Source organism: Shewanella sp. SM21, from assembly GCF_025654335.1.
In the GTDB taxonomy this organism is placed as follows: Bacteria; Pseudomonadota; Gammaproteobacteria; order Enterobacterales; family Shewanellaceae; genus Shewanella; species Shewanella oncorhynchi.
Window position 1 is genome coordinate 81,935 of record NZ_JAKKRL010000002.1, and the last position, 16,342, is coordinate 98,276.

Below are 16,342 nucleotides of genomic sequence, written 5' to 3' on the forward strand. Positions count from 1 at the left end.
CGACGTTCTCGTGACTGTTTAGTATTAAAGCTTACGGCTTTTGTGACGCAGCGCCAAGCAAAGGTAAAATACGGCTGATCTTATCAAAGGTTTCTTGGTACTCGGCATCCACTTCAGAATCCGCCACTATACCGCCGCCAGCCCAGCAATAGAGTTTGCCCTGTTCGGCCACAATAGTGCGAATGGTGATGCTGGTATCCATTTGACCGTCTTGGCTGATATAACCCATAGATCCACAATAAAGGCTGCGCCGTGAAGGTTCGAGCTCTTCGATAATTTCCATGGCACGAATTTTCGGTGCGCCGGTAATTGAGCCGCCGGGAAACGCCGCGCGCAGTAAATCACTCGCCGTGAATCGGCTATCAAGCTTGGCCGTCACCGTACTGACTAAGTGATGCACGGCAGGAAAACTTTCAATCTCAAATAGATGCGGTACACGTACTGAGCCTGCTGCCGCCACTTTGCCGATATCATTACGCAGTAAATCAACAATCATGACATTTTCGGCGCGATCCTTTGGTGAGTTTGCCAGTGTATTGGCGGCTTTCACATCTAATGCGGGATCGGTATGACGCGGCAGTGTGCCTTTGATAGGTTTGGTTTGAATATCGTCACCGCGAAGCTGAATAAAGCGCTCGGGTGAAATCGATAAAATCGTGTTTTGCGGCAGACGCATAAAGGCCGAGAAGGGTGCTTTATTGGCATTGCGCAGTTGGCTATAGGCTGACCATTCATCGCCTTGATAATGGGCTTCGAATCTTTGGGTTAAATTTATTTGATAGCAATCACCGCTGTGTAAATAGGCTTGAACTGCTGCAAATTTTGCCGTGTATTGGGCTTTGTCTATCTGTGCTGTCCATGGGCTAGTGAGCATGAATGCGGCGGAATTTGGCTTTTTGGCGATTTTATCTTGAATTTTATTCAATTCAATATCGAGTGCTGCTTCACCTAAATAATGCAGCAAATGCCAACATTGGTCTTGGTAATCAAAAACTAACGCCCAGTCGTAAAAACCGATGTTCATCTCTGGCAGTTGTATATCTTGCTTGGCCGTTATCGGCAGGGATTCAATTCTGCGGCCTAAATCGTAGCTAAAACTGCCCATTGCGCCACCACTAAAGGGCAGAACGCAATCAAAAGATTTTGAATACCAATGGGTTAATAAAGTGTTGAGTAACTCGAAGGGATCACGGTTTGGGTCTATTGCCTCGGGTAAGCTCAAGCTCGTATCGATGAGCTTTATATCGCTACGCTCGCCCTGAGTCACTAACGTTGCGATAGGATTGGCGCAAATGATGTCGAATCTGGCGTCTTGATGCGGCGCGTTCGCCGAATCTAACAGAATTGCCCAAGTGTCATTTGCAAAGTGTTCGAACAGTGCTGCGGTACTTAATGTCCAGTCAAGTTGGCGTGATGCAAGCTGTTTTGACGCCCTAATTGCCATCGATTAACCCTATTCAAAATGTGATGTAGCCCAAAAAGATGTGAAAGAGTATCATATTGGCCCAGAAAGAATTAAACAAAAACAAGTTAGGCCGCAAAGGCTGCTGGAGCGCTCCTACTATGTCATCTCACCATAAAATGTCTGAAACTTCTGTGATTAAACAAGCCGACTTTATTGAAAGTGTGGCGGATGCTTTGCAATACATTTCTTATTACCACCCGAAGGATTTTGTTGATGCCATGAGCCAAGCTTATGAGCGTGAACAAAGTGCGGCGGCGAAGGATGCGATTGCCCAGATCTTAATTAACTCGCGTATGTCGGCCGAAGGTAAGCGTCCTCTGTGTCAAGACACTGGGATTGTGACCACTTTCGTGAAAGTAGGCATGGGTGTCCAATGGGACAAAACCGATATGACGATTCAGGAAATGGTCGACGAAGGTGTTCGTCGTGCCTATACCAATCTTGATAACCCACTGCGCGCATCAATAGTGTCAGATCCTGCGGGCAGCCGTAAAAATACCAAAGATAACACGCCATCTGTGGTGCATATCGACATGGTGCCTGGCAACCATATCGAAGTGGCGATTGCAGCCAAAGGTGGCGGCAGTGAAAACAAAGCTAAGATGGTGATGTTAAATCCATCTGACGATATCGCCGCTTGGGTAGAAAAAACGCTACCTACTATGGGTGCGGGCTGGTGTCCACCGGGTATGCTGGGTATAGGCATTGGCGGCACGGCAGAAAAAGCGGCCGTATTAGCCAAAGAAGCGCTGATGGAAAGCGTGGATATTCATGAGTTGATGGCCCGTGGCGCGCAGACGACCGAAGAAAAACTGCGTTTAGACATTTTTGAGCGTGCGAATAATTTAGGCATAGGTGCGCAAGGTCTTGGCGGTTTAACCACAGTGTTAGACGTTAAAATCAAATCGGCGCCCACCCACGCGGCGTCAAAGCCAGTGGTGATGATCCCTAACTGTGCAGCGACTCGCCACGTGCATTTCCATTTAGATGGCTCAGGTCCAGCTGAATTAACGCCACCATCATTGTCTGATTGGCCAGAAATTACCCGTGAAGTGGGTGATGATGTGCGCCGCGTTAACTTAGATACTGTCACTCAAGCGGATATCGAACAGTGGCAAAGCGGTGAAACCATTCTGCTGAGCGGTAAAATGTTGACTGGTCGTGATGCTGCCCATAAGCGCATTCAAAGCCTGATTGAAAGCGGTGAAGGTCTGCCAGAAGGCGTGGACTTTACCGGTAAGTTTATTTACTACGTTGGCCCAGTTGATCCAGTGGGTACTGAAGTTGTCGGCCCTGCGGGCCCAACCACAGCAACTCGTATGGATAAATTCACTGACTTAATGTTAGAGAAAACTGGCTTGATGGGCATGATAGGTAAAGCTGAGCGCGGCCCTGCGACAGTTGAATCGATCAAAAAACACAAAGCGGTATATCTGATGGCCGTTGGCGGCGCTGCGTATTTAGTGTCTAAAGCGATTAAACATTCTCGCGTCGTGGCCTTTGCTGATTTGGGAATGGAAGCGATTTACGAGTTTGATGTGCAAGATATGCCAGTGACTGTGGCTGTGGATTCACATGGCGTGAACGCCCATGAAACGGGTCCTGCAATTTGGAAAGTGAATATCGCTAACGCGAAAGCGTAAAGGTGAGGATGCAGCGTATTGAACTTGATGGCTTTTTAAGCAAAATAGCTTAAGTTTGAGTTCTGATATCTGTTCTTGAGGTAAAACACTGCGCCACTGACATTTTGTCACAAAAAAATACGCTCAGGTTCGCCATTTGGCTTGCCTGAGCGTTTTTGTTTCGATAGTGTGGCAAGCTTATCTTCAAAAGATACGATCTCAGATCGTTTTTAACATTCGTGCGGTTGCAACTCAGTAGAACTATTGCAATTTCAATAGAACCCTTGCAATGATTGGCGCAACTATCGAACCAGTTTAACCAAAGACGGACATAACAATGAAAATAGCTCCTCTCCTATTGGCGCTCGGCGCTGCGGGACTGGCGTTATCAGCCCAAGCGGCCGATCCTACGCCTTTTACTGTGCAACAACTCATTAAACTCAATAAGATGCACTCTGCGACTGTGTCCCACGATGGCACTAAATTAGTTTATGGTCTTAAAACGGTAAACGATAAGGGAGAGGCCAGCTCGGATCTGTATCTATTAGATTTGATAGACACGAAGGCGAAACCACTGCAATTGACCTCTGCCACGGGCACAGAGCACGATGTGAGCTTCGCCAATGACGATAAGTCGATTTATTTCCTTGCCAGTCGCAGTGGTTCAAGCCAGTTATTTCAACTGCCATTAACGGGCGGTGAAGCGGTACAAGTTTCTGATCTACCTTTGGATATTGATGGCTACAAATTATCAAACGACGGTAAACAAGTTGTACTCAGCATGCGTGTATTCCCCGAGTGTAAGGACTTAGCTTGCTCAAAGGATAAATTTACCGCCGAAGCTGAGCGTAAATCGACTGGCCGTGAATACAAGCAGTTAATGGTTCGCCATTGGGATACGTGGGAAGACCACGCCCGTAACCATTTATTTGTGGGTGCGGTAAACGGTGAGAAACTCACTAAAGTGGTGGATGTGACTCAAGGGTTAGACACTGAAACGCCGCCAAAACCTTTCTCGGGTATGGAAGAAGTGACCTTCACCCCAGACGGTAAGTTTGTGGTTTATAGCGCGAAAGCCCCTAGCAAAGATCAAGCTTGGACCACTAACTATGATTTGTGGCAAGTGCCAGTGACAGGCGGCACCGCAACCAACTTAACCAAAGACAATCTTGCATGGGATGCGCAGCCAACATTTTCGAGCGATGGTCGTTACATGGCCTATTTAGCAATGAAAAAACCGGGTTTTGAAGCAGATCGCTACGGCATTATGCTGCGCGATACTAGCACAGGCCAAACCAAAGAAGTGGCGCCATTATGGGATCGCAGCCCAAGCTCACTGATGTTTGCTCCTGACAATCGTACCTTGTATGTGACGGCACAAGATTTAGGTCAAGTCTCAATTTTCCAAGTGAATACCCAATTTGGCGATGTGCGTTCTGTCTACAGTGATGGCACGAACAGTTTAATTGCGGTCACTAACGAACAACTGATTTTCGATAGCAAAACCTTAGTTGAACCGGGCGATCTCTATAGCATTACGACTGAAGGTGAAGGGCTTAAACGTCTGACCGAAGTGAATAAAGACAAATTGGCCGAGATCAAGTTTGGTAAGTTTGAACAGTTCAGCTTTAAAGGTTGGAATAACGAGGACGTTTACGGTTACTGGATCAAACCAGCTAACTTCCAAGAAGGGAAAAAATACCCAATTGCCTATCTCGTTCACGGTGGGCCGCAAGGTTCATTTGGTAATGCCTTCAGTGGTCGTTGGAATGCCCAATTATGGGCGGGTGCGGGTTATGGCGTCGTTATGGTGGATTTCCACGGCTCTACTGGTTACGGCCAAGCCTTTACGGATTCAATCAGCCAAGATTGGGGTGGTAAGCCATTAGAAGATCTGCAAAAAGGCCTAGCGGCGGTGAGCCAGCAACAAAAATGGCTCGATCCGCAAAACACCTGTGCGCTCGGTGGTTCTTACGGCGGCTACATGATGAACTGGATCCAAGGTAACTGGAACGACGGTTTCAAGTGCTTAGTTAACCACGCGGGTCTGTTCGATATGCGTTCTATGTATTACGTGACCGAAGAAGTGTGGTTTGCAGAGCATGAGTTTGGCGGCACTTATTCAGATAACAAAGCGTTATATGAGAAGTTTAACCCCGTGAATTATGTTGAAAACTGGAAAACACCCATGCTGGTGATCCACGGTGAGAAGGACTTCCGCGTCCCTTATGGTCAAGGTTTAGCGGCATTCAGTTTTATGCAGCGCAAAGGGATCCCATCAGAGTTATTGATTTTCCCTGATGAAAACCATTGGATCTTAAAACCTGAAAACTTAGAGCAATGGTATGCTAATGTCTTCGGTTGGATGGACCGCTGGACTAAGCAATAACGGCCTATACGTCTATGGGGTTTGCACCGACGAAAGCCCATAGAAGCAAGGCTCGCCCTGATAGGATTATCATCGGCGAGTCATTTAATGCTCAACTGACAATCAAAGTATTTTTAGTCTGTATTTAAACTAAGCGTCTTCTGACCAAGTGTATTTTGATTAAGTGCCTTTTGATTCAGTATCTTAAAAAGCCAGACTTTGTTCTGGCTTTTTATTGTGTCATGAAATGTTTTTAATCAAGGAGTTAAGATGAAAATTCGAGCCGCAACCTTAACTGACATCCCTGAAATAAGCGTATTACTCACTCAATTAACCCAAGAATTTATCGCCCCAACTTGCACTGCTGAGGGCGCTGCAATCTTAGTCAATGCCATGTCGATAGAGGCGATTGGTAGCTACTTTGCTATGGGTTATCAGTACCATGTCGCCATAACGGACTCAGGCCAACTCGCAGGCGTGGTGGGGATGAAGGCGAATAGTCACTTATACCATCTCTTTGTCGCCTCCCATGCGCAGGGGCAAGGCGTGGCGCGAATGTTGTGGGAACATGCCAAAGCTCAGTGTTTAGCCCAAGGCAATTCGGGCATATTTACCGTGAACTCGGCGCTGAATGCGCAGGCTGTGTACTTAGGCTTTGGCTTTGTGCCCCTTGGACCCGAGCGAGAACGCGGCGGGATCCGTGATATTCCCATGCAGCTATTGCTTTAGGTTGACTGTACTCATTTATCATCCGAACACGAGCACTATCATTCGACTGAATAGTAATTCAACGAAAAAGCTTGAGCGAAAAGAGCTTGAACGAAAGCACTAGAGTGCAAAGAACTTGAATAAAAAGAACTTTACCGAATAGAACTAAAAATAGAGGAATTATGGCAAATTTAACATTTTATCCCATCGGCACCGTAGGCGAAAAATGGGGCGAGGCTGAAAAAGCTGCATGGCTTGCAAGCGCCAAAATAAAGCGTTCGTATCAGGACGATGTCGTGACGCCACTCAAGGCGATGGAAGCTGCACTCTTGGCACTTGGGCTTACCGTTGTGCAATATGGCGCCTTATCGATTAATGCCGATCGTTACCCATTATTTGCGGTAAAAAGCCAGCAGTTTGATCCACAAAAGCCAACCGTGCTCGTGACTGGTGGTGTGCACGGTTATGAGACCAGCGGTGTGCATGGCGCATTGGCCTTTTTAACGAATGAAGCGGCGAATTACGTGCAACGGGTGAATTTAGTGGTTGCCGTATGTGTGAGTCCTTGGGGTTACGAGACCATTAATCGCTGGAATCCAAAGGCTATCGATCCAAACCGTTCATTCTATGCCAACAGCCCCGCAGAGGAATCGGCGGCCTTGATGGCTCTAGTTGCATCCGTAGAGCAAGGTTTTGATCTGCATGTGGATTTACATGAAACCACTGATTCAGATGAGTTAGAGTTTCGTCCAGCGCTGTCAGCCCGCGATGGCATTGAGTATGAAAAAGGCACTATCCCTGATGGTTTTTATGCTGTGGGTGATACCGAACATTCAATGGATGCTTTCCAAAAAGCCATTATTGATGGCGTGAGCAAAGTGACGCACATTGCTCCTGCCGACGAGAAAGGCGAGATCATTGGCTCGACTGTGGTGCAGCACGGGGTGATTAACTATCCGCTTAAGTCATTAGGGCTTTGCAGCAGTGTCACTGGCTGTATCTATAACACAACGACAGAAGTGTACCCAGATAGCCCAACGGCCACGCCAGCTGAGTGTAATTTGGCGCAGGTTGCGGCAATCACTAGTGCCATCGATTATGTGCTGGCGCAGCGTTAGTTGTAGTTTGTTGTGATGCTCAGCTAAGTGGTGATTAGCTTAGTGATCGTAAGTTGAGTGATGCCCAGTTGAGCTAGCGGCTAGTGAAGTGATTTTACGTTCGTGTTGTTAACGCATCGATTCAGTCACTCATTAACTAGGTAAGCCACGGAACATCACGCAATAAAAAGCCCTCATTCGAGGGCTTCTTTCATTTATGTCGCGCGGCTTTTATTAAGCACGAGCCTAGCATTGGCAGGCGATAACCTAGTTGTTGTCGCTATAGTCACGGCCATAATAGCTATCGAGGAACAGTTGTTTCAGCTCGTTAATCAATGGGTAACGTGGGTTGGCACCGGTACATTGATCATCGAACGCATCTTCGGCTAATTCATCTAACTTGGCGAGGAAGTCGGCTTCGTTGACGCCGGCTTCTTGGATAGAAGCAGGAATGCCAATCGTCTTCTTGAGGTGTGTGATTTTCTCAAGCAATTTTTCGACTTTTTCTTCATCCGTTTTTCCGCCTAGTTTCAAGTGATCTGCGATGGCAGCATAACGGCACAGGGCTTTTGGCCTGTCGTATTGGCTAAAGGCCGCTTGCTTAGTGGGCAGATCCGTTGCGTTAAAGCGTATTACGTTATTGATCAGCAGCGCATTGGCTAGGCCGTGGGCGAGATGGAACTCGGCGCCCAGTTTGTGCGCCATTGAGTGGCAAATCCCAAGGAAAGCGTTAGCAAAGGCGATACCCGCAATAGTGGCGCCATTATGGACTTTTTCACGGGCGACAGGTGACTGTGAGCCCAAGTTGTAGGCATCGGGTAAATATTTGCACAGTAAATCGAGTGCTTGCAGCGCTTGGCCATCGCTGTATTCATTCGCCATCACGCTGACATAGGCTTCTAATGCATGGGTCACCGCATCTATACCACCAAATGCGGTCAGAGATTTAGGCATGTCCATCACTAGATTTGGGTCAACAATCGCCATATTGGGCGTGAGTTGATAGTCGGCAATCGGGTATTTTTTACCGGTAATTTCGTCTGTCACTACCGCAAAAGGTGTGACTTCTGAGCCAGTGCCTGAAGTTGTCGGAATTGCCACCATCATGGCTTTGGTGCCCATTTTGGGGAATTTGTAGATACGTTTACGAATGTCCATAAAGCGCAATGCTAGATCGGCAAAATCCACATCTGGATGCTCGTACATTACCCAAATAATCTTAGCCGCATCCATTGGTGAGCCGCCGCCGAGCGCAATTATCACATCGGGTTTAAAGCTTTGAGCGACCTTAGCGCCTTGACGGACTATGGCTAATGTGGGGTCGGCTTCAACATCGTAAAAAATTTCGGTTTCAAGGCCTTGGGCTTTTAAAATCCGCATGGTTTCATCGCAATAACCGTGATTGAACAAAAATCTGTCTGTGATGATTAAGGCGCGTTTTTTATCGCTCAGTTCTTCGAGCGCGATGGGCAAACTACCGCGGCGGAAATAGATAGATGCAGGAAGCTTATGCCACAACATGTTTTCGGCCCTCTTAGCGACGGTTTTTTTATTGATTAGATGACTCGGGCCAACGTTTTCTGAAATCGAGTTGCCGCCCCAAGAACCACAGCCTAAAGTGAGCGAAGGTGCCAGTTTGAAGTTGTACAGATCGCCAATACCGCCCTGTGAAGCTGGGGTGTTGATCAAGATACGCGCCGTTTTCATTCTAAAACCAAAGGCATGTACACGTTCGGTTTGGGTATCTTGGTCGGTATAAAGCCCTGATGTGTGGCCAATGCCGCCGAGTGCGACTAAAGCTTCAGCTTTATCCATGGCATCGTTAAAGTCGATGGCGCGGTACATACCAAGCAGTGGTGATAATTTTTCATGGGCGAAGGCTTCGCTGTCGCAAATGTCGGTGACTTCACCGATCAACACTTTGGTCCAGTGCGGCACTTCAAAGCCCGCCATTTGCGCGATACTGGCGGCGCTTTGGCCAACGATATCGGCATTTAAGCCACCATTTTTTAAAATGACCTGCTGCATCGCCGCGGCTTCATCCTTCGACAGCATATAGCCACCGTGGGTTGCGAAACGCTCTTTAACCTGCTCATAAATACTGTCGACCACAATTACCGCTTGTTCTGACGCACAAACGACGCCGTTATCGAAGGTTTTCGACATGAGAATCGAACTGACCGCGCGTTTGATGTCGGCGGTTTCATCGATAACAATAGGCGTGTTACCTGCACCTACGCCAATAGCAGGTTTACCGGAAGAGTAGGCGGCTTTCACCATACCAGGGCCACCCGTTGCGAGGATTAAATTCACCTTAGGGTGAGTCATTAATTGATTCGATAGTGCAACGCTGGGTTCATCAATCCAACCAATAATGTCTTTGGGCGCGCCCGCGGCTATGGCAGCATCAAGCACTAATTTTGCTGCGGTTGTGGTTGAAACTTTGGCCCTAGGATGGGGCGAGAAGATAATTGCGTTACGGGTTTTAAGGCTGATTAAGGCCTTAAATATCGCGGTCGATGTGGGGTTCGTGGTGGGGACTATGCCACAGATAATGCCTACGGGTTCAGCAATGGTAATAGTACCGAAGGTGACATCTTCAGATAAAATTCCGCAGGTTTTTTCATCTTTATATTTGTTATAAATGTATTCGGAGGCAAAGTGGTTTTTAATTACTTTGTCTTCAACTACACCCATGCGGGTTTCTGCAGCGGCCATTTTGGCCAGCGAGATACGCGCATCGGCAGCGGCAAGGGCCGCTGCACGGAAAATTTTATCGACTTGCGCTTGGCTGAATGTTGCATACTCGGCTTGTGCTTTGGCCACTCGCTCGACCATGAGATCCAGTTCTTGTGCATTGGTCACTGTCATGATTAATACTCCTAAAAAGATTTAGTGAATCAAGGCATTCACTAAATCCTCTTTATGGTAGAAAATTACACCTAAAGCCGCGTTGAAAGTGTGATATCAACGACAATATCGTGCTTTTATGTAATAAAACTACACTTAGGGTAACTTGTTTGTTTAAAATTGCGCTGAAAATGCATCGGCTTCGATAACTAAATATTATTCGAAGTTGTGATTTAACCTCAAAAATCTCATTTTTCAGTCAATAGCGCTTGAGATACTATACTTGCCCTCAAGCTTATTTTGATGAAGACGGCGTGACACGCACATAAGGATAGTCCCTTGGAGTTAACTCTTTACGTTAAATTTTTTCTTGGCCTCGTTGCCATCATTAATCCGGTTGGCTTGTTGCCTGTGTTTGTGAGCTTAACCAGCCATCAAACGGAGGCTGAGCGGAATCACACGGGTAAAGTAGCGAACTTTGCGGTTGTGGTGATCCTCTTAGTCACGATTGTGGCGGGGCAGCACATTCTGAATATGTTCAGCATTTCGTTATCTGCCTTTAGAATTGCTGGTGGCAGCCTGATTGCCATTATTGCGATGTCAATGTTGCAAGGTAAGTTAGGTGAAGTGAAGCGTAACCAAGAGGAAGACCGCGAATCCTCGGCGATGGAATCTGTGGCGGTTGTGCCTTTGGCTTTGCCACTGATGGCGGGACCTGGCGCTATCAGTTCGGTGATTGTCTTTGCCGCTGAGCATAATTCATTGTCGAACATTATTGCGATGTTCATTACTGTGATAGTGTTTGGTTTAGTGAGTTTTGGCCTGTTTAGAATGGCATCTATCATTTATAAGATCCTCGGCAAAACGGGTATTAACGTGATTACCCGTCTCATGGGACTCTTGATGTTATCTATTGGTATCGAAGTCATTGCGGCTGGTGTGAAGGGATTATTCCCACAGCTTTTCAGTTAGAGTCATTTTCAGTCACAGATTAAGTGTTCCTTTCTCTAGAAAAACGCATTGGAATTTTCAATGCGTTTTTTATTTCTATCTGATCCTTGTTTGACGTTTCTCAAGTTTGCTCTGCGATTAGCAAAATCTAAGCTATTGATGGAATATGGGGGAAATCCTCGTTTATCAGGATATTAGCTTGTGCAATTTCAATAAACCTTAGTCGTCCTACGGTTGATATTATGCTATACCTAGTGTTCGGTATTTGGATCTAAAACTAAGTTTAAAAGGATATTTCTATGAAATGGCAATGGATTGGTAATCTCAGTCTAAAACAAAAATTATTAATGGTTGTCTTGCCTCCGCTATTAGCCTGTTTTTTATGTGGCACGCTTTACCTCATTGAAAAATATGAATATAGAAAAGATTTAACCTTAGTAGTGCAATTAAGCGAGCTAGCCGTCACCAACAGTAATTTAGTGCATGAGTTACAAAAAGAGCGCGGCATGAGTGCTGGATTTATTGGCTCAGCAGGAAAAGCGTTTGCGGGTAAAATACCTGGTCAAAGACAATTAACGGATACGCAGCTCGGCCTCTATCAGCGTTTTATCACTGAGAATCATCTGCCGGAGATATTTGCCCCAAAACTTAGAGAGCTAAACGCTCAACTCGGGCGTTTAAATGCCATCCGCTTGCAGGTGGATAATTTAAGTATCAGTGTCGCCGATGAAGTTGCCTATTACACTGAGTTAAATAAGTTATTACTGACAATAGTCGATGAAACCGCAAAAACGGGTGCTAATCAAGAAATCGCCATTAAAGCGACGGCTTTTAGTGCTTTTTTGCAATTAAAGGAAAGGGCGGGGATTGAAAGGGCGGTACTCAGCTCAACCTTTGGCCAAGCTGGATTTAAGCCTAAGGTTTATGCCAAATTTATCACTTTAGTTTCGGAGCAAAATACCTATCAAGAGCGTTTTTTTGCGCTAGCAAATTCTGATTTATTATCCTCGTTTAACCGTTTACAGAGTTCAGCTGCAATGCATGACGTTGAGCTGTTACGTCAAATCGCATTCGAGCAAGATAATCAAAAAATCCTGCAACAAAGTCCCGAAGAGTGGTTCAGTAAATCGACCGCGCGGATTGAGCTATTACGTGAGTTTGAACAGCAAGTCTCGGCAGATTTACTTAATACCACCCATGAAAGATTAACATTAGCGAATGAGAAAATGTTCTTAGTGCTCGCGACCTTAATCTCAGTATTGGCGATAGTCTTGATATTGAGTCTATCTGTTATCCGTTATTTGCATGACAGTGTGCATCACTTATATTCGACCATCACGCAAGCCCGTAAACATTACGACTTAAGTGTGCGTCTGACTCAGTCTAGCTCCGATGAATTCGGTGAACTCGCCATCGCCTTTAACGATATGATGAGTGATTTTGAAAAGGTGATCCTACATGTACGTTCCAGTGGCGCTAAATTACAACAAGCCGTGGAGCAAATGGATCTCTGTACCCATGCCATGGAGCAAGATGTGATGGCGGGCCACAGTGAGGCAGAACAAGTGGCTTCCGCTATGACAGAAATGAGTGCAACAGTGGCCGAGATTGCCAGTAATGCAGTGCAGGCATCCGAAGCGTCTTCCGCCGCCAATATAGAGGCTAAAGAAGGCAACCTCGAAGTCGGCCGAACCAGCAAAGCGATCAAAGCGTTAGCCGACGATATTAGTGGAGCTTCTAAAGCCATTAACGATTTAGACCGTGAAATTCACGGCATAGTGGTAGTGCTTGAAGTGATCAGCAGTATTGCTGAGCAAACTAATTTACTCGCGCTTAATGCCGCCATTGAAGCTGCTCGCGCAGGGGAAATGGGTCGCGGTTTTGCTGTAGTTGCAGACGAAGTCCGAAGTTTAGCGCAGCGCTCACAAACCTCGACCTCTGACATTAAAAATATGACAGATAGATTGAAGGCGGGAGCGAGCATTGCAGTAAAAGCCATGGACAGAGGATTAGCTCAGGCTAATAGCAGTGTCCATGAAGCTGAACAGGCAGGTATCGAATTGAAACGTATTGTGGAGCAAGTAGACATTATTGACCGCATGAACGAGCAAATTGCTACAGCAACTCATGAGCAATCGGCGGTATCCGAAGACGTAAATCGTAATGCACTGAAGATCAGTGAGATTTACCTTAATACTCAAAGGATCTCCGATGAGCTTAGGGAGCTGACCAAAGCCCTAACGTTTGACGCGAATTCAATGTCAAAAGAAGTACACAAATTTACCGTCAATTAACGGTATAAAACGGTGAAAAGATTCAATAAATCACGGCGGTTTGTTTAGCAATTGCGCAACCGCCTGAAACTGAGTCTTTTTTACTTGACCCCCTTTAGGCTTTTGCGTACAGTACCGCTCCGTTAACGATGAAAGCCTCTCGGCAGGGCTATATGAAATCGTTAGTGATTCTTGAACGTGAAAGATTAACCACGCTAACATAAATCGATATATGGTGAGGTGTCCGAGTGGCCGAAGGAGCACGCCTGGAAAGTGTGTATACGGTAACGTATCGAGGGTTCGACTCCCTCTCTCACCGCCAAATTCTAAGAACCCGATCACATGGTCGGGTTTTTTCATTTCTATCAAAAACTTATTGAATTATAGTTGCTTAATCCAATGGCTAACCAACCTTTGGCACCTTAAGGTGGTACAAAAGGGTGGTACAAAACGATGGCATTTATGATCCAACCTCGCAGAGATCCGAAGTCTGGAATGTGGAAAATCCGCAAGGGTATTCCTGCACATTTACGGCCTTTCTTAGACGGTAAAACAGAGCTTAAAAGAAGTCTTGAAACTAAGGATGCAGCAGAAGCAAAATCTCGGGCATCAGTCATTGTTGCAGAGTTTGAAGCTATCACGGCTAATGCCCAGTTGCGTTACGATAATCAAGAACGAGAGCAGCAAGTTAACCCTGCCCAATTAGATGCTATCGTGAGTCATTGGTTCGTTAATGAACGTCAACGATTAAGCCAGCCAGATGTCCTCGCTCGATATACCCTAGAGACATCCGATGGCCTTGAGGCGATGGCAGAGTGGTTTAGCGAGCCGTTAGAGGCGTTAAATGACGCTGAAGGTACTATCCACCAGCAATCCGCAGAACAACGCTTCATGAGTCACATGAACGATTTCGTTGATGAAGCTCTCAATCTGTCTCAGTGCCAACTCTTTTCCCATGCCGCTAGGCTGTATCTCTCTGTCAAATTAGCTGAAGCTATTATTAGGCTGTGTAATTCTGCATTTGACCTAGAAGTATATACACGACGGGAGCGAAAAAGAGGCTTCGAGCCACTGTTCATGCCACGAAGTGACTCAGGGAATGTGCAGGATTTTGCTGATAATAGTCGTGCTGCACTAGCTGAATCAGGGTTAGAAGTCGTTCCTGATGTTATGGCTACCCGAGGGGATGTCTCAACATCATCTACCGTTTCTCATTTGGTTGAATGGGTTAATACTCAAAAAAGTCTCATCTTAGGTGAGACGGCCTTTAAGTCATGGCAAGCAGACCGCAATCGACCATGCAACAGACTCATCGAGTTTTTCGGCACTAAGCCAATAGGTCAAATCCAAAAGATTGATATGCGTAACTTCTTCAATTGGATCATTCAATGTCCCAGTAAGCCAACACATGATGTCAGAGATCTCTCCTTTAAGAAGCAAATTGAGATAGCAAATAAGCAAGGGTTGGCTCGGGTTAGCATCAATACCGCTGATAAGGAACTTAAGCTTATCTCAGGCTATTTCCAGCAAGCGGTGAAATTGGATATCTTGCCGAAAAACCCGTGTCATCAAGTATCTCCGGGTAAAGAAACAGTCAGGACCGTGAGAGATCCGGGCTATTCAAACATTGAGCTATCACAGATTTTTTCCTTACCACTTTTTCAGGCTCGAACAGATGCTCAGAAAGCAAGGTATGGTGAGGCACCCTACTGGTTACCTGTTATCCTAGCCTATACAGGAGCAAGGGCTGAAGAGATTGCTCAACTCTATGTGAAAGACATTAAGCAGGATAAGGACGACCCACAGCTATGGTTTTTCCATATCCAAGAGGTGAGGGATGACCAATCCGTTAAGACGGGTGAATCAAGGAAAGTGCCAGTATGTCGATCTCTCATCGAGTTGGGATTGCTCGATTACCTTCAGTCTTTGCCCGTTGATGGCCGCTTGTTTCCTGTGCTCAAAGCAAACAATAAGGCTAAGTATCATTTGGCGGTTGCAAGGCACCTCAAAGAGGCGTTTATGACGCTCAATATCGAACATTTTGACACACTCAAACCGCTACATGCGTTCCGCCATCGCTTCATTACAGAGGCAAGGAAGGTGATGCGTGAGGATATTCAAAATGCGATAACAGGGCACTCTAATGCGGGGTATACGGGGCGAAACTATGGCATCTACTCAGAACTCCATCATGCGATAGATAAGATGCCAGTGATAGAGATTCCTAAGTGGTGTTCTGAATCATAACAAGGCAGTAGCTTAATCGCTGGGGCTTAGTGCTAGTGTATACTAGCCTTCGTTCGTTACTATATTTTTCCTTGCAGTATCAAGCTATACTGTTGGCAAGTCGAAGCTCATGAAGGTATGAGATTATGAATCGAAAATTAGAAGTTTACGGTGTTCAAGCGGTTACAAGACCGAAGATTAAAGCGACCAAGCAACTTGATTTATCTGGTGATATTGGGCGTCAAATCGTGAAGTCTGAAACAAAACTAGCATTAAGAACCCATCCTAAAACTTTCCAAAAGCTGGCTGATATGTAATGGATATCATCTGTTTTCCTTTTGAACGAGTTGTCGAAATTAATGAGTTAATTCTATCGACAGAACCCGGCATGAAAGGTGTGGTTGATATTCCTAAACTTCAGGGAGCGTTAAGCCGTATCGACAATGCTATTGTCTACCAAGGCTTAGATGATGTGTTCGAGATTGCTGCCAAATATACTGCTTGCATTGCGGTATCTCATGCTTGTCCTGATGCAAATAAGCGAACAGGCTTAGCAGTCGCACTCGAATACTTGTCTCTCAACGACTATGAAATCACAGAGGATAACGAGCTGCTAGCAAATGCTGTGCGTGACTTAGTGCTTCAAGAGATTACTGAGACAGACTTTGCAGACATCCTTTACGCTCAGTACCTTAATGGCTTGTAAGTCGTTTGATGAGGTCATTCTGTCTGTGCGATTTATCTGCCGATAAATATTGAGTCCTAATGAAATGATGGTAAAA

Annotated in this window: 11 protein-coding genes and 1 tRNA gene; 10 read left to right on the plus strand and 2 right to left on the minus strand. The window is 45.9% G+C overall.

The window, feature by feature from the left end; all coding sequences use genetic code 11:
* Window positions 1-31: 31 nt before the first annotated feature.
* Window positions 32-1,444: an aminodeoxychorismate synthase component I gene (pabB, locus tag L5L94_RS02455; protein ID WP_263160966.1), complete on the minus strand. Its 1,413-nt coding sequence runs from the start codon at window positions 1,442-1,444 to the stop codon at window positions 32-34.
* A 119-nt stretch (window positions 1,445-1,563) separates the two neighbouring features.
* Between pabB and L5L94_RS02460 the strand changes: the two genes are divergently transcribed.
* From L5L94_RS02460 to L5L94_RS02475, 4 genes are all read left to right on the plus strand, one after another.
* Entirely contained in the window at window positions 1,564-3,108 is a 1,545-nt protein-coding gene (locus L5L94_RS02460) for a fumarate hydratase (RefSeq protein WP_263160968.1), read from the plus strand.
* 316 nt (window positions 3,109-3,424) lie between these two features.
* Entirely contained in the window at window positions 3,425-5,476 is a 2,052-nt protein-coding gene (locus L5L94_RS02465; RefSeq protein WP_113939551.1) for an alpha/beta hydrolase family protein, read from the plus strand.
* Between the two features lie 249 nt (window positions 5,477-5,725).
* Entirely contained in the window at window positions 5,726-6,184 is a 459-nt protein-coding gene (locus tag L5L94_RS02470) for a GNAT family N-acetyltransferase (protein WP_263160969.1), read from the plus strand.
* Window positions 6,185-6,345: 161 nt separating this feature from the next.
* A complete protein-coding gene (locus L5L94_RS02475; protein ID WP_263160971.1) occupies window positions 6,346-7,281 on the plus strand; it encodes a M14 family metallocarboxypeptidase in 936 nt (311 codons plus the stop codon).
* A 246-nt stretch (window positions 7,282-7,527) separates the two neighbouring features.
* On the opposite strand, the gene adhE is transcribed toward L5L94_RS02475, so the two are convergent.
* Entirely contained in the window at window positions 7,528-10,131 is a 2,604-nt protein-coding gene (gene adhE / locus L5L94_RS02480; protein ID WP_263138359.1) for a bifunctional acetaldehyde-CoA/alcohol dehydrogenase, read from the minus strand.
* Window positions 10,132-10,449: 318 nt separating this feature from the next.
* Between adhE and L5L94_RS02485 the strand changes: the two genes are divergently transcribed.
* The 6 genes from L5L94_RS02485 to L5L94_RS02510 all read left to right on the plus strand — a co-directional run bounded on the left by L5L94_RS02485 (window position 10,450) and on the right by L5L94_RS02510 (window position 16,266).
* Window positions 10,450-11,082 (plus strand): YchE family NAAT transporter, encoded by a 633-nt coding sequence (locus L5L94_RS02485; protein WP_006081420.1) that lies wholly within the window; start codon window positions 10,450-10,452, stop codon window positions 11,080-11,082.
* 278 nt (window positions 11,083-11,360) lie between these two features.
* Entirely contained in the window at window positions 11,361-13,355 is a 1,995-nt protein-coding gene (locus tag L5L94_RS02490) for a methyl-accepting chemotaxis protein (protein ID WP_263160972.1), read from the plus strand.
* 213 nt (window positions 13,356-13,568) lie between these two features.
* Window positions 13,569-13,656, plus strand: a tRNA-Ser gene (locus L5L94_RS02495).
* A 131-nt stretch (window positions 13,657-13,787) separates the two neighbouring features.
* Window positions 13,788-15,581, plus strand: coding sequence for a DUF6538 domain-containing protein (locus tag L5L94_RS02500; RefSeq protein ID WP_263160974.1), 1,794 nt, complete (start codon window positions 13,788-13,790; stop codon window positions 15,579-15,581).
* A 125-nt stretch (window positions 15,582-15,706) separates the two neighbouring features.
* Complete coding sequence (locus tag L5L94_RS02505) at window positions 15,707-15,877, plus strand: acetyltransferase (RefSeq protein ID WP_259482689.1); 171 nt, start codon at window positions 15,707-15,709, stop codon at window positions 15,875-15,877.
* A complete protein-coding gene (locus L5L94_RS02510; RefSeq protein ID WP_263160978.1) occupies window positions 15,877-16,266 on the plus strand; it encodes a type II toxin-antitoxin system death-on-curing family toxin in 390 nt (129 codons plus the stop codon). The genes L5L94_RS02505 and L5L94_RS02510 overlap by 1 nt, the downstream gene beginning before the upstream one ends.
* Window positions 16,267-16,342 lie beyond the last annotated feature (76 nt).